Here is a 21,782-nt window from a genome sequence, read left to right as displayed (position 1 = left end):
TCGCGTGTTGGAGACGATCTGCTGGGCGACCGGCATCGATCATGGCAGCGCGGCGATGGGGCTTTCCGCCTTGTTCAGTGCGCGGTCCGCGCCTCGATGGCCCGGATGACCGCCGCCATGTCGGACGTACCGAGGCCGAGATCCTGTGTCTCGCCATAGAGGGCATGGCAGATGTCGAGCAGGGGCGAGGCAAGCCCAGCGCGGCGGGCGGCGTCGGCGACCAGGCGGTTGTTCTTCAACACATCGGCGATCGAGGCCTGTACCGCAAAATCACCCTCGACCAGTTTTTGCAGTTTGATGCGGGAGACCGGGCTCGCCATCGGGCCGGCATCGAGAATGGCCCGGAACTGCTGCATGTCGAGACCATGCTGCCCGGCAAAATGGGCGGCCTCGGCAAGGCCAGTCACCATGGTGATCAGGAACAGGTTGACGGCGAGTTTCATCGTCAAGGCGCCGGGAACGCTTCCGCAGTCGAAAGCCTGATGGCACATCGTAGCGATCAGGGGACGGATCTCGGCAAGCGCGCCCGCATCACCTGCCAGCATGGCCACGAGCTGTCCGGCTTCGGCCGGCTTGCGGGAGCCGGAAACCGCAGCTTCGACATAGTGGCCGCCGGCGGCGCGGATGTCCTGGTCGAGTCGGCGCGAATCTTCCGGCGAGATCGTGCCCATCTGCACGATGATATGGTCGGCGACCCGGTTTTCGAAATCCATCGAGCCGCGGCCGAGCACCGCATCGATCGCCGCCGTGTTCGCCAGCATCAGGATCACGATGTGCGCCGTGGCGAAGACCTCGCCGGGGCTGACGGCCACCGCGGCACCGGCAGCTTGCAAGCTGGCGTATTTGTCCGGGGAGCGGTTCCAGACCACCAGCGGCGTTCCCGCCTTTACGAGATTGAGCGCCATGGGTTCCCCCATGACGCCGAGACCGATGAAGCCGACAGGCATGATGACGCGTTTCTCGTCCTGAAATCTTCGGGGAAAGGATCCTATCCAGCGGTCCCGCGCCAATCTTGAACGATTGTGCGGGCTCGCAGTACGGGGCCACCCCGGTGCTCTGGGGCGGCGTGGCGGATGGATGAGCGTTGCTGCCTTCCCAGTGCCGGGGGGAAGCTGATTCAGGGCTCGATCCGCTTCCAACCCTGCAGCAGCCGTCGTGTCGCCACCTCGAAGCTGAAATAGTTGCCGCCGCCCGCCGCCTGGTCGTGGCGGCGGTCGATCGGGGCGGACAGGAGGCGGCAGAGCAGGAGCGTGCCAACCCCGCCATGGGCGACGATGGCGATGTCGCCATGGCTGCGATCGGCCGCCAGGATGGCGTCGACGGCGGCGGCGATGCGGTTCTGGGCGTCGATGGCGCGCTCCCAGCCGCGAATGCTGAGCTCCGGATTGGCGAAGAAGGCGTCGGCGGTGGCCTCGAATTCGGGTGACGGCAGGAATCCGGTCGCCGAGCGGTCATTCTCATGCAGGGCCGGCACCACCTGTACGGGCAGACCGAGATGACCGGCCAGGATCTCGCCGCCGTCACGCGCCTTGCGTTCGTCACTGGAGTGGACGGCGGTAATGCGCGTGACGAAACCATGCCGGTTGAAGGCCTCGTGCCGGGCCCGGCCCCTGGCCGAGAGCCGCCATTGCGGCACTGGAATGGCCGGGTCGATCTCGACGTCCGCATGGGTGATGAAATGGGCGATCCTGGTGGCGGTCAAGCGTCGGTCTCCAGCGGTCGCGGCAACGAATTCTCGCGGTTCATCCTGTCCGAAGGGAAGGGCGATTGCCATCCCCTTCGGGCTGATCGCATCAGGCGCGGCCCTGGGGCTCGGGCAGCCGCATCGCCGCCTGGCGCTCGATCATCCAGCCGGGATATTCGCGGGGCAGGGCACTGACGGCATCGAGACGGGCGAGTTCGTCGGCGCTCAGCACCACATCTGTGGCGGCCAGGTTGTCGTCGAGCTGCTCGATGGACTTGGCGCCGATGATCACCGACATCACGAAGGGCCGATGCAGCACGAAGGCCAGCGCGATGCGGGCAACGGACACGTTGTGGGCCTGCGCGATCTCGCGCATCACATCGATGCAGGCGAAGGCTCGGTCCTTGTCGACGGGCGGAAAGTCGAAATTGGTCCGGCGCGCGCCGTCCGGGCCTTTGCCGTCGCGATCGATCTTGCCCGAGAGCAGGCCGCCGGCGAGCGGGCTCCACACCATCAGGCCGAGCTTTTCAGCCTCCAGCAGCGGCACGATCTCGCGTTCGAGGTCACGCCCGGCGACGGTGTAGTAGGCTTGCAGGGTGGAAGGCCGCGTCCAGCCATGCCGGTCGGCGAGGCCGAGGGCCTTCATGATCGTCCAGGCAGACCAGTTGGAGAGGCCGACATAGCGTATGTGCCCCTGCCTTACGAGATCGTCGAGGGCGCGCATGGTCTCCTCGATCGGCGTGAAGCGGTCGAGGCCATGGATCTGGTAGAGATCGATATAGTCGGTGCCGAGGCGTTTCAGGCTGGCCTTGACCGCATCCATGATGTGGCCGCGCGAGGCGCCCCTGTCGTTCGGCCCCGGGCCGACCGTGCCGAGCGCCTTGGTGGCGAGCACGACATCGGAGCGCTTGCGGCCGGAATTGACGATGGCGCGGCCGGTGATCTCCTCCGACAGGCCACCCGAATAGACATCGGCGGTGTCGATGAAATTGATGCCGGCATCGAGGGCGCGGGCGACGATGCCGTCGGCCAGGCTCTGGTCGAGCGTGCCGATCGTGTTCCAGAACTCGTTGCCGCCACCGAAGGTCATGGTGCCCAGGCAAAGCTCGGATACGAAGAGGCCGCTGCTGCCAAGTGTCTTGTAGCGCATGAGATGAAATCCATGAATCAAGGGGATGGAAGCTGCCGCTCTGGCGGCAGGCAAGGGGCGGGAGCCCGGCTCCCGGCCACGCTTCGAAGATAGACCCCTGCCGGCGAGGCCATAAGCCGGCGCCGGCTCCACACGCTGTATAGCTGTGCTATACAGTCGAACCGTATTCCCTTCCAGCGACGCAGAGATGGCACGCAGCGACCCCTTCGACGGCTTGTCCGAATTCCTCGCCATCGTGCGCCGGGGTAGTTTCCGCGCGGCAGCCATCGAACTCGGCGTTACTGCCGGGGCGGTGAGCCAGGCGCTGCAGGGGCTGGAGCGCCGGCTCGGCCTGCCGCTCCTGCACCGCACCACGCGCAGCCTTGCCCTGACCGAGGAGGGCGAGCGCCTCCTGGCCCAGCTCGGGCCTGCAGCCGAGACCATCCTGGGGGCGCTGGACGATCTCGTGCAGTCGCGGGCCAAGCCTTCGGGCACGCTGCGCCTGCTGGTGCATCGCATGGCGCTGGTGCATGTCCTCGAACCGGTGCTGCCGCTGTTTCAGCAACGCTGGCCGGAGGTGCATGTCGACGTGACAGTGGATTCCACCCATGCCGAGCTGGTCGAAGGGGGCTTTGATGCCGGCATTCGTGTCGGCGAGTTCATCGACAAGGACATGATCGCCGTGCGGGTGACGCCGCCCTTTCGCTGGATGGTGATGGCCTCCCCGGCCTATCTCGCCCGGCATGGCCGGCCACAAGCGCCCGAAGACATCGCCCGGCACCAATGCCTGCGTTACCGGCGGCCGGATGTCGGCGATATCTATCGCTGGGAGTTCGAGCGGGACGGCCAGGCGCTCAGTATCGAGCCGCCCGGCGCCATCGTTGCCAATGATCCCTGGCTGCTGCGGACCCTGGCCGTACAAGGCATGGGGCTGCTCTATGGCTCGACCCTGCAAACGGCCGGTGAGCTCGCCCAGGGGCTGTTGGAAACGGTGCTGGAGGAATTTTCGCCGGCCGGCGACAGCCTTTTCGTCTATTTTCCCCGCACCAGCCGGAGCCAGCCCAAGCTGCGCGCCTTCGTAGAAGCCTGCGCCGAGCATCTGCGTCAATCCGGTGTTTCCGGCCTTCCGTAGCATCGGGTTTGGTGCCACAGATGAATGGTCGGACTTTTGAGTCGGCGTTGCATCGCCGCTTTGGGGAACGCGGCAATCCAAGAACGAGCAGGCTCGAGCAAGAGGAACCTGCAAGATTTCAAATACTTGCAGGATTTCTCATTATTGCCCGTCCGCGGAGAACATTGAGAAATCCTGCTTAGGGGAAACGACCATGGGCGAACAGGGACATCCGGCGGAACAGGGCGGCGCGGTCAGCCTGACCGATTTTTACGGGCTGGAAGGCAAGGTCGCGGCCGTGACCGGCGGTGGCAGCGGCATCGGGCTGGCGGCGGCGCAGGCCCTGGCCGCGGCCGGGGCCGAGGTGGTCATTCTCGATCGGGCGCCGGTGGGCGAGGACGTGCTGGCAAGCGTCAGGGGCGCACGCCGCGCCGAAGCGCTCGTCATGGACGTGACCGATGAGGCCGAGGTGACGGCGCGTTTCACTGAGATCGCCGCCCGCCACGGCCATATCGACATCCTCGTCAACAATGCCGGCCTCGCCATCCGCGATGCGGCCGTGGATCTCAGCCTGGAAGCGTGGGACAAGGTGGTGGCCGTCAACATGACCGGCGTCTTCCTGTGCGCGCGCACCGCGGCCCGCCATATGATCGCGGCCGGGCAGGGTGGGGCGATCATCAACACCGCCTCGATCATGGCCCTGTCGGGCGGCGGCGTCTATCCGAACATCTCCTACCAGACCACCAAGGGCGCCATCGTCAATCTCACCCGCGCCCTGGCGGTGGAATGGGCGCCGCATCGCATCCGTGTGAATGCGGTCGCTCCCACCTATGTTCGTACGCCCTTCATCGCGCCCCTGCTGGCCCAGCCCGAACTGATGCAGCGCATCGAGGCGATGACGCCGTTGCGCCGCATCGCCGAGCCGCATGAGGTCTCCCCGGCCATTCTCTTCCTCGCCGGTCCGGGTGCCGCCATGGTGACCGGCCATACGCTTCCGGTGGATGGAGGCTATCTGGCTCAGTAAAGCCGAGGCTCAGACGTTGCGTGATCCTCAGTTTCGTGGAAGTTTGCGCGCGAAGGCGGCGCTTTATCCGCGAAATTAAGAAGAAAATATTGAGGAAACACCAATGAATAGTAGCGCTTCTGCCGAGGCTGGGGATCTGGCGCCTGGTTTGTTGGATCGTGAACGCATCGTGGCGCGGCCGGGGTTCAATCGCTGGCTCGTACCCCCTGCGGCACTGGCCATCCATTTGTGCATCGGCATGGCCTACGGCTTCAGCGTCTTCTGGCTGCCTCTAGGACAGGCACTCGGCATCAGCAAGCCGGTGGCCTGTGCGGTCGATCCCGGTTTCTGGGGTGCTCTCGTCGGTCTGGGGCGGGCCCTGTTCACCACGAGTTGCGACTGGCGTGTCTCCGACCTCACCTTGACCTATACGCTCTTCTTCGTGCTGCTCGGCTCGGCCGCCGCCATCTGGGGCGGCTGGCTGGAGCGCGCCGGGCCGCGCAAGGCCGGTGTCGTGGCCGCCCTGTGCTGGTGCGGCGGACTGCTCATCTCGGCGGTCGGCGTCTATATCCACCAGCTCTGGCTGATCTGGCTGGGCTCGGGCGTGATCGGCGGCATCGGCCTGGGCCTCGGCTACATCTCTCCCGTCTCCACGCTGGTCAAATGGTTCCCGGACCGGCGCGGCATGGCCACCGGCATGGCGATCATGGGCTTCGGCGGCGGTGCGATGATCGGCTCCCCCCTGGCCGATATCCTGATGAATCATTTCAAGAGTGCGGACAGCGTCGGCGTCTGGCAGACCTTCGTGACATTGGCCGTGATCTATTTCGTCTTCATGATGGCGGGCGCCTTCGGCTATCGCGTGCCGCCGGCCGGCTGGCGCCCGGAAGGGTGGACGCCGCCCGAGAGCACCAAGGCGATGATCACCTCGGGCCATGTCCATCTGTCCAATGCCCATAAGACCCCGCAATTCTGGCTGATCTGGGCGGCGCTCTGCCTCAACGTCTCGGCTGGCATCGGCGTGCTCGGCATGGCCTCGCCGATGCTGCAGGAGATCTTTGCCGGCTCGCTGATCGGCAAGCCGGAGATCGCCTTCGGAGCGCTCGATGCGGGGCAGGCCAAATTGGTCGCCACCATCGCCGCGAGCTTCGTCGGCCTGCTCTCTCTGTTCAACATCTTCGGGCGTTTCTTCTGGGCCTCGCTGTCCGACAAGCTCGGCCGCAAGCTTACCTATGCCACCTTCTTCGGCCTCGGTATCGTGCTCTATGCCTCGGCGCCCTGGGCTGCCCATGCCGGGCTGCTGGCGGTGTTCGTCGCCTTCTTCTGCGTGATCGTCTCGATGTATGGCGGCGGCTTTGCCACGGTTCCGGCCTATCTCGCCGACATGTTCGGTACCCAGTTCGTCGGTGCCATCCATGGCCGGTTGCTGACGGCTTGGTCGACGGCGGGGATCGTCGGGCCGGTGGTGATCAATTATATCCGCGACGCCCAGATCGCCGCCGGCGTGCCCCGAGCCCAGGTCTATGACCGCACCATGTATGTGCTCGCCGGCATGCTCGCCGTCGGCTTCGTCATCAATCTCATGATCAAGCCGGTGGCCTCCCGCTGGTTCATGAGCGATGCCGAGGTCGCAGCCCTGCAAAAGCGCGGCGGGACGCAGGAGGGGAAATCCTCAGGCATCGGGCGGGGCGGATTGAACGGCCCGGCTGCCTTGGCCTGGCTGGCCGTCGGCATTCCCATTCTCTGGGGTGTGTGGATCACCTTCTCCAATGCGTTGAAGCTGTTCCACTAGAGCGAAATCCCCCCGTATCGAGAAAGAACGGGACGGAGAACCCAATGCAGTTCACTTAAGCGTTTCGAGGGGCTCGACCTTTGTCATTGCCGGGCTTGACCCGGCAATCCAGCTCCCCGACGGTTCGTCCGTGCGGCTTCTGGGTAGCCGGATCAAGGCCCGGCTATGACGAGACGGGGAACCGGTCTTCTGGTTGATTGCTTGCCCTCCTTAGGAACGGCTTGCCGCAACGCGATCGAGAGCGGCGACCTCGTCTGCCGGCAGGTCGAGCTCTGCCGCTGCGAGGTTGGCGTGCAGATGCGCGACGGAAGACGTGCCTGGAATCAGCAGAATATTGGGCCCGCGGCGATAGAGCCAGGCGAGCGCGACCTGTATGGGCGAGGCACCGAGGCGCCGGGCAACCTCCGACAGGGTCGAGGATTGCAGCGGCGTAAACCCGCCAAGCGGGAAATAGGGCACATAGGCGGTACCTTGGCGGGCGAGATCGTCGATCAGGGCGTCATTGGCCCGGTGGGCGAGATTATAGTGGTTCTGCACGCAGACGATCGGGCAGATGCGGCGTCCTTCGGCGATCTGCGTCGCGGTGACGTTGCTCAGTCCGACATGCCGGATGAGGCCCTGCTCCCGAAGCTCGGCCAGGACGGTGAGCGGCGCCTCGATCGATCCCTCGGCCGGCCCGTGAACGTCGAACATGACGCGAAGATTGACGACGTCGAGGACATCAAGCCCGAGATTGCGCAGATTGTCGTGCACCGCCTGGGTGAGGGCCTCCTGCGAAAAGGCGGGAAGCCATGACGCGTCCTCGCCACGCCGGGCGCCCACCTTGGTGACGATGACGAGATCGTCGGCGTAGGGGTGCAGGGCCTCGCGGATCAGCCGGTTGGTGATGTGCGGGCCGTAGAAGTCGCTGGTATCGATATGGTTCACGCCGGATGCGACGGCTTCGCGTAGCACGGCCAGGGCCGCGTCCGGATCCTTGGGTGGACCGAACACGCCGGGACCGGCAAGCTGCATGGCGCCATAGCCGAGGCGCTTCACGGCACGGTCGCCGAGGTTGAAATTGGCGGACTGCTTGGTTGAGGTCATGGTCGATCTCCTGTTCGTCCGGTGTAGCTAGGGCCTGTCAATTGGCGCGACAATCGGCCATAATCCGGACAGTTTGTTCGGAGTTACGAACAGTGAAAATCGATCTCAACGATCTCCATGCCTTTATGGCCGTCGCCCGGGCTGGGGGCTTCCGTGACGGCGCTCGTGCGAGCGGAGCCAGCCCGTCGGGCCTGAGCGAGGCGGTGAGCCGGCTGGAGACGAGGCTCGGCGTCAGGCTGCTGAACCGTACGACGCGCAGCGTCGCCGCCACCGAGGCGGGCGAGCGCCTGTTTGAGCGGCTTGGCCCGGTCATGAGCGAGATGGAGGCGGCGCTGGATGTCGTCAACGGTTTTCGCGACAGACCGGCGGGGACCCTCAGGCTCAATGTGCCCGTCAGCGCCGCCCGGCTGGTGCTGCCGGCGATCGTGCCCGGTTTCCTTGCCGCCTTTCCCGATATCCGGCTGGAGGTGATTGCCGAGGACAGCTTCGTCGATGTGCTGGCGGCGGGCTGCGATGCCGGCATCCGCTACGACGAGCGGCTGGAACAGGACATGATAGCCGTGCCCATCGGGCCGCGCATGCAGCGCTTTGCTGCTGGAGCGGCGCCCGCCTATCTCGATCGGCGGGGGCGGCCCGAGCACCCGCGCGATCTGCTTCACCATGCCTGCCTGCATGGCCGTTTCTCATCCGGGGCAATGCCGGCCTGGGAGTTCGAGCGCGACGGCGAGATCGTGACCGTCGACGCCACCGGGCCGCTCCTGGTGAGCGTCGGTACGGCGACGGATCTGGCGGTTGAGGCGGCAATTGCCGGCACGGGTATCATTTTTCTGTTCGAGGATTGGCTGCGCCCGTATTTTCAGAGCGGGGCTCTCGAACCTGTCCTTGAACCCTGGTGGCAACGCTTCTCCGGCCCTTTTCTATATTATCCCGGGCGACGTCTCGTTCCCGCACCGCTGCGGGCATTCATCGATTTCATCAAGACGTCCGGGCCACGCTCCCTGGCGGGCGCCGAGGACAGGCCTCTCCGGTGAGGGGAGTTGAGCAACGGCATCAGGCCCTCGCGGCAAAGGCGTCCAGTTTATCGAGCAGGGCGGCCAGTTCCTCGGCGCTCGGCTGGAAGGACTTCATGCCCATGCTGATGAGAATGCCATAGGAGGCGAACAGCACCAGGGTCGAGTCGATGCTGCCGGCCTTGTCATCCTTGCCCGCTCGCTCGACCAATGTGCTGAACATGGTGGCCAGCACGCCGGCCGCTTCCGGGATTTCGGCAGCAGTCACCAGGAACGCCGGCGACACACCGCCTTCCTCCAGAGCGACGCGACGGGCGAGCTGAGCCAGGGCCGAGGCGAAATTCACGGTCGCATCAGCGGTCTCGTCGATTTCCATCATCAGCGTTTCCATATCCTGACGCATGGCCGCGACGATCAAAGCCGTCTTGGTCGGGAAATGATGCAGCACGCCGCCCTTGCTGACGCCGGCCTCTGCCGCCACCAGATCGATGGTGAGGTTGTGAACGCCGATGCGTTCGATCACCGCGATGGTGGCGGTCAGGATTTGCCCGATGGTTTCCATGCTGCGCCGCTGCAACTTTCGCGCGCGCAGGGTCTGGGGTGGGGGAGCAGACTGGGGCATAATTCCTGAAAGGGTCTCCGCTTAATAAAAAACCGTCTGGACGGTTTTGTTTTTAGTTGATATGGGAACGCTCGACAAGTGAAATGATCGTTCCCGACCGGGTGTCCCGGGAGGGAACCATGGCCTCTGGACGCCGCGGAGCGGGTGAGGACGATGCAGCAGTTGCAGGACCTCAGGCCTTCCCGTCGAAGCGGCTTCCTCGAACGACATTCGCATGAATCAGCGAGGACGACGATGACCTCAAACCTCGGCAATCCTGCGTGGCCGCGCCGCGCCGTACGGCTGCAGCGCGCCGTCCTGCTTGGAAGCCTGATCGCGATGACCTTGCCTGCCGCTGCCTGGAGCGGAGGGGCGCCGGCGCGGGTCGGCGTCGTGACCGCGCGGGTTGCCGACTACCGGCCGAGCGTCAGCCTGACCGGCGACGTGGAGGCCCAGGTGCAGAGCGACATATCCTTCCGCGTGAGCGGGCGCATCGTCGAAAGGCTGGTGGATGTCGGCGATCACGTCACGCCAGACCAGGTGCTGGCACGCGTCGACGGGCAGGAGCAACGCATCGCCCTCGATACCGCCAACGCCGCGCTCGCTTCAGCCCAGGCGCAGCTCCAGCAGAGCCAGGCTGCGTATCAGCGCCAGAAGACGCTGATCACCTCGAATGCCACCTCGCAAAGCAGCCTCGACGCCGCGCAGGAGAATCTCAGCGTCGCCCAGGCTTCCGTGGCGGCCGCGACGGCACAGGTCGAGCAGGCCAAGGAACAGCTCGGCTATGCGGATCTGCGCGCCGGTGTCGCCGGCACGGTGACGACACGCAATGCCGAGGCGGGGCAGGTCGTCCAGGCCGGCCAGACCGTGGTCAGCATCGCTCAGGACGGACCGCGCGACGCGGTCTTCGACGTCTACGAGGCCCTGATCGACAAGCCGCCGGGTTCACCGGAGATCGGTATCACGCTGGTGGCTGATCCCAGCGTGAAGACGACCGGCCATGTGCGGGAGATCTCGCCCATCGTCGATGCCCGCAAGGGCACGATCCGGGTGAAGATCGGCCTCAAGGAGACGCCACCGGCCATGTCGCTCGGCACGGCCGTGCGCGGCGAGGCCAGCCTTGCTGCCCAGAAGCGTTTCGTGCTGCCGTCCTCGGCTCTGTTCGAGTGGCAGGGCAAACCGGCTGTCTGGACCGTCGCTGCCGACACCCATGCGGTCGAACCGCGGGTTGTCACGCTCGATCGTTACACCACGCAGGACATCGTGCTGTCGGCCGGACTCGAAGATGGCGAGAGCGTCGTCGTGCGCGGCGGCCAATTGCTGCGGCCCGGCCAGGTCGTCGAAGTCGTCATCGAAACTGTCGAGGAGCAGGCGCGATGAGCTTTTCCCGTCTCATGCCGATGGCCTCGGCGGCCCTAGTGGCCCTGGCCGGGGGTGCCCTGATACTGGCTGGCGACGCCTTGGCGCAGGACCGCATCGCCCGGCCGGTGTTGACCCTCACGGTGCGCAGCATCGACACGGCCAGCTTCGGCCCCTTCGTCGGTAGCGTCGACGCCCGCTACCAGACCGATCTCGGCTTCCAGGTCGGCGGGCGTATCATCGCCCGCGAAGTGAATGTCGGCGACAGGGTCAAACAGGGTGACAGGCTGGCGGCCGTCGATGCCACGCTGCTGCGCCTCGCCGTGCAGTCGGCCGAGGCCGATCTCGCCAATGCCAAGGCCCAGCTCGCCAATGCCGTGCTGACCGAAAACCGCAGCCGCGCCTTGGTGGTCACCGAGACGGCCTCGCGGGCCCAGGTCGACACGGCCGTGGCCGCGCGGGAGACGGCGGACGCCAAGGTCTCCCAGGCCGAGGCCTCGCTGCGGCAGGCCCGCAACGTGCTCAGCTATGCCGAGCTCGTCGCTCCCTATGACGGCGTGATCACCGCCGTGAATTCCGACGTCGGCAAGGTGGTGTCGGCCGGTGACATCATCGTCACCCTGGCTCGGCCCGACGTGCGCGAGGCCGTGGTCGACGTGCCGGATTATCTGGCCGACGAACTCAAGGCCTATCCCCGCTTCGACGTCGTTCTGGCCGGCGAGCCCAGCATCCGCACCACAGCCACGCTGCGCCAGCTCGCGCCTGCCTCCGATGCGGTGACGCGCACGCGCCGGGCCCGCCTGGCCCTGCAGGATCCACCCAATGGCTTCCGGCTCGGCTCGACCATTTCCGTGTCCGCCACGCGAAAGGTCGCGCCCCATGTCGACGTTCCCGTCTCGGCCTTGGCCGGACCGAGCGACAAGCCGTCCGTCTGGGTGGTGGATGCGGCCAAGGCCGTGGTCGTGGCCCGGCCGGTGACCCTGGTCTCCACCAAGGCCGGCTATGCCGTGGTTGATGGCCTCAAGGACGGGGACATCGTGGTGGAAGCCGGGGTTGGCAGCCTGCAACCCGGCCAGGCCGTCGATCTCCAGCGCAGCCAGACTCTCGAGGAACAGAAATGAGCGGCTTCAACCTGTCGGACTGGGCGCTCAAGCACCGCTCCTTCATCTGGTATCTGATGATCGCCTCGGTGATCGCCGGCGCTCTCTCCTATGTGAGGCTCGGCCGCGAGGAGGATCCGTCCTTCGACATCAAGACCATGGTCGTCCAGGTGAACTGGCCGGGCGCCACGCTCGACGAGACCCTCAACCAGGTCACCGACCGGGTCGAGAAGGAGCTCCAGCAGATCGGCGCGCTCGACTATACGCGCAGCTATACGCGGCCGGGCACGGCCACCATCATGGTCAACCTCAAGGACACCACCAACGGCCGGGCCCTGAGCGATGCCTTCTACCAGGTGCGCAAGCATGTGAACGACATCTGGTACACCCTGCCGAGCGGTGTGCAGGGGCCCTTCTTCAATGACGAGTTCGGCGACGTCTACGGCAATGTCTATGCCTTCACGGCCGACGGCATCGATTTCCGCCAGCTGCGCGACTATGTCGAGGAAGTACGCAATCGTGCGCTCGCCGTACCCAATGCCGGCAAGACCCAGATCCTCGGCGCCCAGGACGAGGTGATCTATCTCGATTTCGACACGGCGCGCCTTGCCAGCCTCGGGCTCGACCGCCAGGCGGTGATCGCCTCGCTGCAGGCGCAGAACTCCGTCTCGGCCGCCGGCGTGATCCAGGCCGGGCGAGATCGCGTCAGCGTGCGGGTCGATGGCGGCTTCAAGTCGGAACAGGACCTCAGGGCGATCAATCTGCGCGTCAATGACCGCTTCTTCCGGCTGAGTGATGTCGCCACCATCACGCGCGGCTATGTCGATCCGCCGACTTCGCTCTTCCGTTTCGACGGCAAGCCCGCCATCGGCCTGGCGGTCGCCATGGCGCCGAACGGCAACGTTCTCCAGTTCGGCGAGGACCTGAAGGAGGCCATGACCGAAGTCACCGGCACCCTGCCGATCGGCGTCGGCGTGCATCTGGTCTCCGACCAGCCGGCGGTGGTCGAGGAGGCGATCTCCGGCTTCACCCGCGCCCTGATGGAGGCGGTGATCATCGTGATGGCGGTGAGCTTCGTCAGCCTCGGCCTGCGTGCCGGGCTGGTGGTGGCGATCTCCATCCCGCTTGTGCTGGCCATCGTCTTCCTGGTGATGGAATATACCGGCATCTCCCTGCAGCGCATCTCGCTGGGTGCGCTGATCATCGCCCTCGGCCTCCTGGTCGACGACGCGATGATCACGGTGGAGATGATGATCAGCCGGCTGGAGGCCGGCGACAGCCTGGGCAAGGCGGCGACCTTCGCCTACACCTCGACGGCCTTTCCGATGCTGACGGGCACGCTGGTGACGGTGGCCGGCTTCATCCCGATCGGCCTCAATTCGAGTTCGGCGGGCCAATATACTTTCACCCTGTTCGTGGTGATCGCGGTCGCCCTGCTGGTATCCTGGATCGTCGCGGTGCTTTTCGCGCCCCTGCTGGGCGTGACCGTGCTGCCTGCGACCATGAAGAAGCATGACGAAAAGCCGAGCCGGCTGGCTTCCGCCTTCAAGAGCACGCTGCTCGCCGCCATGCGCTGGCGCTGGGCGACCATTGCCGTCTGCCTTGGCCTGCTCGCTGCCTCCGTGGTGGCCATGGGCCATGTCCAGCAGCAATTCTTCCCTTCGTCCGATCGGCCGGAACTGCTGGTCGACATGACGCTGCCGCAGAACAGCGCCATCGGTGAGACCAAGGTGCAGATGGACCGTTTCGAGCAGGCGTTCGTCGGGGATGACGACGTGGTGCGCTGGAGCTCCTATATCGGGCAGGGCGCCGTGCGCTTCTACTTGCCGCTCGACCAGCAGCTCTCCAACCCCTTCTTCGGCCAGGCCGTGGTGGTCACCAAGGATATCGAGGCCCGCAACCGCGTGCAGAAGAAGCTGGAGGCGCTGGCCCGCGACAAGTTCGTCGGCATCGACGTGCTCGTCCATCCGCTCGAGCTGGGTCCGCCGGTCGGCCGCCCCGTGCAGTATCGCGTCAGCGGCGCCGATCTCCAGAAGGTGCGCGAGCAGGCGATCAAGCTTGCCGGCATCATCGCTGCCGACCCCAATCTGGGCACGATCACCTTCGACTGGAACGAGCCGGCGCGCGTGCTCAAGGTCGAGGTCGACCAGAACAAGGCGCGCCTGCTCGGCGTCACCTCGCAGGATATCGCCTCCATCCTCGATGGCACGCTGGCGGGAACCGCCTTCACCCAGGTGCGTGACAACATCTATCTGGTCAACGTGGTCGGCCGTGCCACTGCGGATCAGCGCAACTCCGTGGAGACGCTGGAGAACCTGCAGATCCCGCTCTCGGGCGGGACAGTGGTGCCGCTGCGCGCGGTGGCGAATATCGGCTACGGCATGGAGCAGCCGATCGTCTGGCGTCGCTCGCGCCTGCCCACCATCACGGTGCAGGCCGCGCTGGTCGGCAATGTCCAGCCGGCGACGGTGGTCGACAGGCTGGCACCGAAGGTGGCCGAATTCAAGGCCGGGCTGCCCGACCACTACAAGCTCGAAGTGGGTGGGGCGGTGGAGGAATCCGCCAAGGGCCAGGGGCCGATCATCGCCATCGTGCCGATCATGCTCCTGACCATGGTGACCATCCTGATGGTGCAGCTCCAGAGCTTCCAGAAGCTGTTCCTGGTGATCAGCGTGGCGCCGCTCGGCCTGATCGGCGTGGTGCTCGGCCTCCTGCCCTTCAATCAGCCCATGGGCTTCGTCGCCATCCTCGGCATTCTCTCGCTGATCGGCATCATCATCCGCAACTCCGTGATCCTGGTGAAGCAGATCGAGGATCATGAGGAGGCGGGCATGGATCGCTGGACCGCCGTGGTGGACGCGACCGTCCACCGCATGCGTCCGATCATGCTGACGGCGGCCGCCGCCAGCCTCGGCATGATCCCGATCGCCCGCGAGGTGTTCTGGGGCCCGATGGCCTATGCCATGATCGGCGGCATCCTGGTGGCAACCGTGCTGACGCTGCTGTTCCTGCCGGCCCTCTATGTGGCCTGGTACCGGATCAAGGAGCCGAAGACACCGGCTGCCGCCTGACGAGCGCCTCCAGATCGTCCCAGGCATAGACGAGGTTGTGCGAGCGCCAGAGCGGGCCCGGATCGGTGTAGGATCCGGCCTGCCTGCCGCCTTGCGCCTCGTAGAAGGCAATCGCGGGTCCATTGCCGGCGACGACGCCGATGGCAGCGCTCCGGCGGCCCTGTTCGACCAGCCGCGCCGCCATCGTTTCGAGCAGGGCCCGCCCGATACCCCGGCGCTTGTGCTGTGGATCGACATAGAGATGCTTGATCTCGCTGCGCCCGTCGAAGATCGCCTGCGAGGGCGTGCCGGCCGCGGCAAAGCCGACCAGCCCGGCCCCGCTTTCGGCCAGCAGCACGATCTGGTCGGCGGCAGGGGAGGACAGCCGCTTGTGCCAGCTTGCGAAGCGATGCTCCTCGTCCAGTGCGACGAAGGCCTTGGAAGGCGCCAGCGCATGATAGGTGTGGCGCCAGACCGCGACATGCAGGTCGGCCACCGCCTTGGCGTCGTCGAGACGGGCAGATCGGATGTTGACTGCGCTCATTCCATCGCTCCCAAAGCTGGCAGTTACCCGTTCCGGAAACACTCTTGGGGCATGAAACGCGGCTCAAGCGCCGACGTTCCAAGACCATACGCTGCAAACGCTTAGGCCAGCATCATTGCTGGCCGGTCCCGCCATGTAGATGGCCGGCGTGGATGAGCCGAGACCCTGATGATGGCAGGACCCGCGCTCCCTACTGAAACACGCATGGGGTCCCGATGGAAGGGTGCTGCTGGGCGCCGCATCCGTCCGGATGACGAGGATGCGGGAGCAGGAAACGGCGGCTCCTAGAGCAAAACGCGTTCAGGCGTGAACGCTTGTTTGCTCTAACTCCTTGTTCCGACGCGTCTTTGCGATTCTGGATGATTCCACCAAATCGCAAAACGCTTTAGAGTCTCGCCTGCGTGCTGCGCGGCGTGGCGAGCAGCAGGTGGGTTTCGGAAGCAGTAACGCCCTGGATCAGGCGGATGCGGCGCAGGACAGCGTCGAGATCGCTGAGATTAAGGGTGGCGAACTCCACCACGATGTCCCAGCGGCCATTGGTGGTGTGCACTGCGCTGACCTCGGGAAAGCCGCCGAGGACGTCGATGACCCGGTCCGCGGCCCGTCCTTCCACCTCGATCATCACGATGCCGCGCACCGGCATGGCGATCGCGTCGGCCTTGAGGATCACGGTGTAGCCGATGATGTCGCCCTGGGCTTCCATGCGCTCGATGCGTGCCCGCACCGTGGCGCGCGACAGGCCTAGCTCGCCGGCGAGATCGGAAATGCTGCGCCGGCCATTGTGGCGCAGCAGGGTGAGGAGCTGGCGGTCGATGTCATCCATGCGTTTGCCGAACTGATCATAAGTTTATAGCAATTCGATAAGGGATATTGAGCTCTTTGCCAAATTGCATCGTTCATACCGCCAAGCCTGGGCGATAGACTGCCGCCGGATTTCAAGAGGCTCGCATGACTTCGAAACATTGTATCTTGCTGGGTGTGCCGCTGCAGGAAGGCACGGGACGGCTTGGCTGCGATATGGGCCCCGGCGGCTTCCGGGCCGCAGGCCTGGCTGGCGCCTTGCAGGAACTCGGCCACAGCGTCGAGGATCGCGGCAACCTTGCTCCCGCACCCCAGCGCCCGCTCGGTCACCCCAACCAGGCCATAAAGCATCTGCCTGAAGTGGTGGCCTGGACCGAAGCCCTCGCCGAGGCTTCCTATCGTCTCGGTGCCGAGGGCATGCCGATCATCCTCGGCGGCGATCATGGCCTGGCTGCCGGCACGCTCAGTGGTTTCAGCCGGCGAGCCGCCGAAACGGGCCGGCCCTTCTTCGTGCTCTGGCTCGATGCCCATCCCGATTTTCACACGCTGGACTCGACGGTAAGTGGCAATCTGCATGGCTGCCCGGTGGCCTATGCCACCGGCCGGCCCGGCTTCGAGGGCTATTTCCCGCCGCTGGCCGCGCCAGTGAATCCCGAGAACATCTGCATGATCGGCATTCGCAGCGTCGATCCGGCCGAGCGCACGGCCCTGACCGCCGCAGGCGTCACCGTGCATGACATGCGCGCCATCGACGAGCATGGCGTCGGCCCGCTGCTGCAGGCCTTTCTCAAGCGCGTGGCGGAGGCGAACGGCGTGCTGCATGTCAGCCTCGACGTCGACTTCCTCGATCCCGGCATTGCGCCGGGCGTCGGCACCACGGTGCCGGGCGGTGCGACCTTCCGCGAGGCGCATCTGATCATGGAGATGCTGCATGACAGCGGCCTCGCCACCAGCCTCGATCTCGTCGAGCTCAACCCCTTCCTCGACGAGCGCGGCCGCACGGCCCTGCTCATGGTCGATCTCGTTGCCAGCCTGATGGGGCGGCGGGTGATGGATCGGCCGACGCGCGCGGGCACGGCCTAAACGGCCTAAACGGCCTAACCTGTCATTGCATCTGGGAAGCCAGACCTGCAATCGTGGCGTTGGGAAGAGGGATCTGCCGCCGCCATGTCAGCGCAGCGGCGGATGATCGGAGGAGGCGGCATGCCACAGAGCGTTCGTGACACCAGGGCCATGATTGCGGGCATGACGCCGCGCCTCAAGGAAGGGGCCTTCGTCTTCTGCACCACAACCTCGCCGGCCGTGATCGAGGCTGCTGCCGGGCAGGCGCTGTCCTTCTTCCGGGAAGAGGAAGGCGTCACCTTGATCCTGCCGGTGGAGGTTGCCGCCACCTTCGGCTTCGATACCGCCCTGGCGATGAAGCGCATCAAGTTGGAGGTCTTCTCCGCGCTAGACGGCGTCGGGCTGACGGCCGCCGTGGCGTCCGCCCTGGCGGCGGTTGGGATTCCCTGCAACATGGTCGCGGCCTTTCACCACGACCACGCCTTCGTTCCCGCCGGGATGGCCGAGCGCGCCGTCGCCGTCCTCGAGGCCGCACAGCGGCAGGCTGCAAGCTGAGGCGCCAGCTTATGCGCCGCCCAGGCGTTCAGTCCCGAACGCGCCTTGCTCTGTTGGCATAGGGCAGCACGAACATATAGAGGCCGCTGAACAGCAGCAGGAAGAGCGGCAGCAGGGGCGCATAGACCACCAAGGCCGGTGGTTCACCCAGTGCCATGGCAACGAAATTGGCAATCACGGTCACCGTGAAGGCGATGGACAGCCAGCGATGGGTCTGCCGGATCAGGGCGTTGAAGTTCAATGCAGCCTCCCTTGTGAGTATCGAGTCGTTATGCCGCAGTGGGGCCGGAGCTTAATTCAGCTCCGCCACGACCTTTTCCAGATTGGCGAGGAATTGCTGCCATCCGGCCTTGGCGCCGCCATAGGCCTGCCGCTGGGTCGGCCGGAAGCCTGCCTGCTCCATGCGCAGATGCGTGCCGGTGCTGCTGGGCGTGAGCGTGAAGGTCACCACGCTCTTCAGATCGTAGGCGGGATCCTCATGGCTGAAATTCCAGCTATAGGACAAGGTCCGGTGCGGCTCGACGGTGAGGACCTCGCAGTCGAGCACGCCGCCCCATTCGCCGCGCAGATTGAAGCGGTGGCCGACCACCGGATCGAAATCGTTCTTCATCAGCCACTCCTCGATCAGATGAGGCTGGGTGAGGGCGCGCCAGAGCTTTTCGGGCGGATGCCGAATCTCGCGTTCGACGATGACGGTACGGGTTTCGCTCTCGCTGTTGGTCATTGGTCCATCCTGTTCAGCAAATCTTCGAGATCGTCGAACCGGGCTTCCCAGAATTGCGTCATCTGGCTTGCCCAGTCGATCAGAGGGCCGAGGGCGCCGAGTTGTGCGCAATAATGGGTCTGCCGGCCCTCATGGCGGTCGCGGACCAGCCCGGCCTGTTTCAGCATGGCCAGATGCTTCGAGACAGCCGGCTGCGAGACCCGGGCATGGGTCGTGAGAGCCCCGACCGTCTGCTCTCCCTTGCGGCACAGGCGCTCGAAGATCGCTCGCCGGGTCGGATCGGCAAGCGTTCTGAACAGGAGGTCGGGGGAGAGCGGCGTCAAAATCAATAACTCCTCAGTTATGGATTTGATCCATAGCTCAGTAGTTATGAATTTGTCAACTCTGCAGCAAAGGGCGCAGCCGTCATCAGTCCGCGACATGGCTCTAACGGGGTCACACAGGGCATTATCCGGAAAAGCGGATCGGCTTTTCGCGAAGCAGATGCGGTCAAAACGGCGAGGAAGCGGGGAGTGCAGATTGCCGCTGCCGCCGGAGATGTCGCCCGGCGGTGCGCTATCCCGGCGCCGCAAGCGTCAGGAGCAGGGCCACTTCTCCTGCAGGGCCGTGGTGGCGAGGACCACGAAGGGCTCCTTGAGCCGGTCTGGATGGGCGTCGAGGAAGGCAGAGACGACGGTTGCCGTCTGCGCGACCGAGACGTCGACCGGCTTGCAGATACGGCTGTTCGACGTCAGCAGGCGGCCCATCGAGGCAAGATCCTCGATCTCGATCGCGCAGCCCAGGGAAGGAAGTACGAGTTCACTCGGTGTCGGCCCGGTATTGGCCGCCAGGCTGCGGCAGGCGGCGCGATAATAGTCGCCGCTGTTCGGCAGGGTTTCGGCGGCCACAGGCAAGCAGAGGCCGGTCAAGCAAAGGGCCGAAAGCAGGAATTTTCTCACCATGGGGAAATCCTCGATGTGCCAGCTTGTCCTGGCAAACTGGCATTTGCGGGGCGGCATGGTCAATCCGAACCCACCGCGCGGTATGGTCAGGCCCGGCGCGTACCGTGGCAACTGCCGGCGCTGGGACACTCTTCACGGTGCGAAGATCGCAGAGATCATTCGTGAATTCCATAGTAAAACAATACAAAACGAATTCCTCCGATCGTATAGACTTGTGTTCTCCGACCACGCACGCAAGTGCGCTTGTCCGCTGGGGAAGCCATGTTCATTTCAAGCACCAAACGATTTCTCGCCTTTTTGGTCGTGGCGACGCCTATGTTTGCGCCGATGGCGAGCCATGCCAGCGATATCGAGCTGCAGCCGCAGCAGTTGCGGGAAGATCTTGCCTTCCTGAAGGAGCGTTGGGCACCGCTCGACAAGAGTTTCAGCGAAGAGCAGCGTCAGGCCTTCAACCGCCGGATCGAGGAAATCGCGGCTGCGGCTGACAAGCTCACGCCGGAAGATTTTGCCCTGGACGTCATGGGAGCTGTCGCACTTGCCGGCAATGGGCACACTAACGCTAATGTCGCTGCCTATCTCGGCGCTGACCTGCCAGTCCGCGCCTGGTGGTTCGCCGACGGGCTGTTCGTCGTCAAGACCCATCCGGCCTATGCCCATCTGCTCGGTGCCCGCATCGACAGGATCGGTGCGCTGCCGGCGGAGCAAGCCTTGCAGCAGGTCGAGCCTTACCTGGCCGGCGTGCGCCAGCGCAGGCGCTTCCTTGCTCCAGGCTACCTGGTCAATCCACGGATCCTGAAGAAGATCGGTGCGGCGGATAGCGCCTCCGCCATCCCCTTCACGGTGCGGTTGGCGGATGGCAGCACGCAAACGCCGCGCCTCGAACCCGTCGCGGCGGATCCGGGTGACGAGCGCAGATCCGGACTGAATCGGGGCTATTCCGTCCTGATCCCGGATCCGAGGGATCTGCCGGAGCGCTGGCCGCATATTCTCGATGGCAAGGGCGATCCTTCGCCGCTCTACAGCAAGCGTGGCGACGTCAAGGCCTTCATGATGACGCCTTCAAACAACACGCTCTATATCCGCAACGATACCGTCGCGAGCATCGACGATACGCCGCTCGTCCAGAAGCTCTCCGCCATCGTCAGGGACGAGATCCTCGCGCACAAACCCAAGCATGTCATCGTCGACCTGCGCCTGAACAATGGCGGCGATTTCTTCAATACGATCCTGTTCGCCCAGGCCCTGCCACGTCTCCTGCCCGAGGATGGGCATATATTCGTGCTGGTGAGCCGGGCGACCTTTTCCGCCGGCATCGTCACCGCTGCCATGATCAAGGGGGCCGGAGGCGACAAGGTGGTGTTCATCGGCGAGCCCATGGGCGATGCAGGCCAGTTCTGGGCTGAGGGCCGGAAGATGACGCTGCCCCATTCGAAGATCGCGGTGCGGTACAGCGACCAGTTCGAGGATTACGAGAAGGGGTGCACGGATACGCGCAATTGCTATTGGGCGACGGTGGCGTTCGGTCCGCGCGGCATCTCGCTGGCGCCCGACATTGCCGTCGACGTCACTTTTGCCGACTATGCCGCCGGGCGCGATCCCGTGCTCGCCAAGGCGCTCGAGCTCGCACGATGAGCCCTGGCGGTTTTCGGGCGATTGGCCGCGTCGGAGCGAGAAGCGGATCGGTAACAAGGCGGGCTCGGTTGTCGTAGGATGGAGGAGAGGCCAAGCCACCATCCTGCGAGGAGACCTGCCCATGCCGACACGCCGCGATTTCCTGGGCCTGGTCCTGCTGGGAGGTGCGAGCTTCGCCTTCGCGCAAGCGGCCGCGGCGGGGCCTGCTCGCCTCACGCTCAGCGAGGCGGAATGGCGCCGGCGTCTGACGCCAGCCCGGTTTGCCATTCTGCGGGGAGCCGGCACCGAACCGGCCTTCACCAGTTCTTTGCTGCATGAGCAGCGGGCGGGGCGCTTCACCTGCGCGGGCTGTGGCACGGCCCTGTTCTCCTCCCGGACCAAATATGACAGCGGCACAGGCTGGCCGAGCTACTGGGCGCCGATCGGTCGGTCGGTGCGCACCAGCCGGGACACCAGCCTCGGCATGACCAGGACCGCGGTTGCCTGCGCCCGCTGCGAGGGGCATCTCGGCCATGTCTTCGACGATGGTCCGAAGCCGACGGGGCTGCGCTACTGCATCAATGGGCTGGCTTTGGCTTTCTTGCCGGGCACGGCTTGA

General features: G+C 65.3%; 22 protein-coding genes. 11 read left to right on the top strand and 11 right to left on the bottom strand.

Translation table 11 applies throughout. The features are described from left to right. Positions 1 to 74: 74 nt before the first annotated feature. From ABXS05_RS29380 to ABXS05_RS29370, 3 genes are all read right to left on the bottom strand, one after another. Complete coding sequence (locus ABXS05_RS29380; protein ID WP_367626318.1) at positions 75 to 947, bottom strand: NAD(P)-dependent oxidoreductase; 873 nt, start codon at positions 945 to 947, stop codon at positions 75 to 77. A gap of 170 nt (positions 948 to 1,117) precedes the next feature. Further along, on the bottom strand, positions 1,118 to 1,702 hold the full coding sequence (locus tag ABXS05_RS29375; RefSeq protein WP_311944653.1) for a histidine phosphatase family protein: 585 nt from the start codon (positions 1,700 to 1,702) through the stop codon (positions 1,118 to 1,120). 91 nt (positions 1,703 to 1,793) lie between these two features. Next, positions 1,794 to 2,834 carry an aldo/keto reductase gene (locus tag ABXS05_RS29370; RefSeq protein ID WP_367626317.1) on the bottom strand — a complete coding sequence of 347 codons (1,041 nt, stop codon included), beginning with the start codon at positions 2,832 to 2,834 and terminating at the stop codon, positions 1,794 to 1,796. A gap of 187 nt (positions 2,835 to 3,021) precedes the next feature. On the opposite strand from ABXS05_RS29370, the gene ABXS05_RS29365 reads away from it, so the two are divergent. The 3 genes from ABXS05_RS29365 (at position 3,022) to ABXS05_RS29355 (ending at position 6,719) form a co-directional block, all read left to right on the top strand. Continuing rightward, on the top strand, positions 3,022 to 3,945 hold the full coding sequence (locus ABXS05_RS29365) for a LysR family transcriptional regulator (protein WP_311944655.1): 924 nt from the start codon (positions 3,022 to 3,024) through the stop codon (positions 3,943 to 3,945). Between the two features lie 193 nt (positions 3,946 to 4,138). After that, the gene (locus ABXS05_RS29360; protein WP_367626316.1) at positions 4,139 to 4,948 is read left to right on the top strand and encodes an SDR family NAD(P)-dependent oxidoreductase; all 810 of its coding nucleotides are present in this window, start codon (positions 4,139 to 4,141) and stop codon (positions 4,946 to 4,948) included. A 103-nt stretch (positions 4,949 to 5,051) separates the two neighbouring features. Next, on the top strand, positions 5,052 to 6,719 hold the full coding sequence (locus ABXS05_RS29355) for an OFA family MFS transporter (RefSeq protein ID WP_367626315.1): 1,668 nt from the start codon (positions 5,052 to 5,054) through the stop codon (positions 6,717 to 6,719). Positions 6,720 to 6,929: 210 nt separating this feature from the next. On the opposite strand, the gene ABXS05_RS29350 is transcribed toward ABXS05_RS29355, so the two are convergent. Then, positions 6,930 to 7,805, bottom strand: coding sequence for an aldo/keto reductase family oxidoreductase (locus ABXS05_RS29350; RefSeq protein ID WP_367626314.1), 876 nt, complete (start codon positions 7,803 to 7,805; stop codon positions 6,930 to 6,932). A gap of 92 nt (positions 7,806 to 7,897) precedes the next feature. On the opposite strand from ABXS05_RS29350, the gene ABXS05_RS29345 reads away from it, so the two are divergent. After that, positions 7,898 to 8,836, top strand: a complete 939-nt coding sequence (locus tag ABXS05_RS29345; RefSeq protein ID WP_367626313.1) for a LysR family transcriptional regulator — start codon at positions 7,898 to 7,900, stop codon at positions 8,834 to 8,836. Positions 8,837 to 8,855: 19 nt separating this feature from the next. Here the strand turns inward: ABXS05_RS29345 and ABXS05_RS29340 are convergent, their stop codons facing one another. Then, positions 8,856 to 9,377 carry a TetR/AcrR family transcriptional regulator gene (locus ABXS05_RS29340; protein ID WP_311944660.1) on the bottom strand — a complete coding sequence of 174 codons (522 nt, stop codon included), beginning with the start codon at positions 9,375 to 9,377 and terminating at the stop codon, positions 8,856 to 8,858. A 294-nt stretch (positions 9,378 to 9,671) separates the two neighbouring features. On the opposite strand from ABXS05_RS29340, the gene ABXS05_RS29335 reads away from it, so the two are divergent. The 3 genes from ABXS05_RS29335 to ABXS05_RS29325 are packed head-to-tail and all read left to right on the top strand — an operon-like array spanning position 9,672 to position 14,946. Beyond that, positions 9,672 to 10,796 (top strand): efflux RND transporter periplasmic adaptor subunit, encoded by a 1,125-nt coding sequence (locus ABXS05_RS29335; RefSeq protein WP_367626312.1) that lies wholly within the window; start codon positions 9,672 to 9,674, stop codon positions 10,794 to 10,796. Continuing rightward, positions 10,793 to 11,896, top strand: a complete 1,104-nt coding sequence (locus ABXS05_RS29330; RefSeq protein WP_367626311.1) for an efflux RND transporter periplasmic adaptor subunit — start codon at positions 10,793 to 10,795, stop codon at positions 11,894 to 11,896. The genes ABXS05_RS29335 and ABXS05_RS29330 overlap by 4 nt, the downstream gene beginning before the upstream one ends. Continuing rightward, entirely contained in the window at positions 11,893 to 14,946 is a 3,054-nt protein-coding gene (locus tag ABXS05_RS29325; RefSeq protein ID WP_367626310.1) for an efflux RND transporter permease subunit, read from the top strand. Before ABXS05_RS29330 ends, ABXS05_RS29325 begins: the two co-directional genes overlap by 4 nt. Here ABXS05_RS29325 and ABXS05_RS29320 read toward each other — a convergent pair. Together ABXS05_RS29320 and ABXS05_RS29315 are read right to left on the bottom strand one after the other, a co-directional pair. Beyond that, the gene (locus tag ABXS05_RS29320) at positions 14,915 to 15,469 is read right to left on the bottom strand and encodes a GNAT family N-acetyltransferase (protein WP_367626309.1); all 555 of its coding nucleotides are present in this window, start codon (positions 15,467 to 15,469) and stop codon (positions 14,915 to 14,917) included. The two genes, ABXS05_RS29325 and ABXS05_RS29320, sit on opposite strands and share 32 nt — an antisense overlap. A gap of 385 nt (positions 15,470 to 15,854) precedes the next feature. Continuing rightward, entirely contained in the window at positions 15,855 to 16,292 is a 438-nt protein-coding gene (locus tag ABXS05_RS29315; protein WP_068294636.1) for an Lrp/AsnC family transcriptional regulator, read from the bottom strand. Positions 16,293 to 16,417: 125 nt separating this feature from the next. On the opposite strand from ABXS05_RS29315, the gene rocF reads away from it, so the two are divergent. Together rocF and ABXS05_RS29305 are read left to right on the top strand one after the other, a co-directional pair. Beyond that, positions 16,418 to 17,353, top strand: a complete 936-nt coding sequence (rocF, locus tag ABXS05_RS29310) for an arginase (protein WP_311944667.1) — start codon at positions 16,418 to 16,420, stop codon at positions 17,351 to 17,353. Positions 17,354 to 17,473: 120 nt separating this feature from the next. Further along, entirely contained in the window at positions 17,474 to 17,887 is a 414-nt protein-coding gene (locus tag ABXS05_RS29305; RefSeq protein ID WP_367626308.1) for an ACT domain-containing protein, read from the top strand. 28 nt (positions 17,888 to 17,915) lie between these two features. Here the strand turns inward: ABXS05_RS29305 and ABXS05_RS29300 are convergent, their stop codons facing one another. The 4 genes from ABXS05_RS29300 to ABXS05_RS29285 all read right to left on the bottom strand — a co-directional run bounded on the left by ABXS05_RS29300 (position 17,916) and on the right by ABXS05_RS29285 (position 19,552). Then, positions 17,916 to 18,128: a hypothetical protein gene (locus ABXS05_RS29300; RefSeq protein ID WP_311944669.1), complete on the bottom strand. Its 213-nt coding sequence runs from the start codon at positions 18,126 to 18,128 to the stop codon at positions 17,916 to 17,918. A 51-nt stretch (positions 18,129 to 18,179) separates the two neighbouring features. Then, the gene (locus tag ABXS05_RS29295; RefSeq protein WP_367626307.1) at positions 18,180 to 18,611 is read right to left on the bottom strand and encodes an SRPBCC family protein; all 432 of its coding nucleotides are present in this window, start codon (positions 18,609 to 18,611) and stop codon (positions 18,180 to 18,182) included. After that, positions 18,608 to 18,934, bottom strand: a complete 327-nt coding sequence (locus ABXS05_RS29290) for an ArsR/SmtB family transcription factor (RefSeq protein ID WP_367626306.1) — start codon at positions 18,932 to 18,934, stop codon at positions 18,608 to 18,610. The genes ABXS05_RS29295 and ABXS05_RS29290 overlap by 4 nt, the downstream gene beginning before the upstream one ends. Before the next feature lie 252 nt (positions 18,935 to 19,186). Further along, positions 19,187 to 19,552: a Rap1a/Tai family immunity protein gene (locus tag ABXS05_RS29285; RefSeq protein WP_311944673.1), complete on the bottom strand. Its 366-nt coding sequence runs from the start codon at positions 19,550 to 19,552 to the stop codon at positions 19,187 to 19,189. Positions 19,553 to 19,867: 315 nt separating this feature from the next. Between ABXS05_RS29285 and ABXS05_RS29280 the strand changes: the two genes are divergently transcribed. Both ABXS05_RS29280 and msrB read left to right on the top strand, forming a co-directional pair. Beyond that, complete coding sequence (locus tag ABXS05_RS29280; protein WP_367626305.1) at positions 19,868 to 21,184, top strand: S41 family peptidase; 1,317 nt, start codon at positions 19,868 to 19,870, stop codon at positions 21,182 to 21,184. A 121-nt stretch (positions 21,185 to 21,305) separates the two neighbouring features. Continuing rightward, positions 21,306 to 21,782, top strand: coding sequence for a peptide-methionine (R)-S-oxide reductase MsrB (gene msrB / locus ABXS05_RS29275; RefSeq protein WP_367626304.1), 477 nt, complete (start codon positions 21,306 to 21,308; stop codon positions 21,780 to 21,782).

The sequence above is a fragment of the Labrys neptuniae genome, from assembly GCF_040797145.1.
In the GTDB taxonomy this organism is placed as follows: domain Bacteria; phylum Pseudomonadota; class Alphaproteobacteria; order Rhizobiales; family Labraceae; genus Labrys; species Labrys neptuniae.
This window is presented reverse-complemented; position numbering and strand designations above follow the sequence as displayed.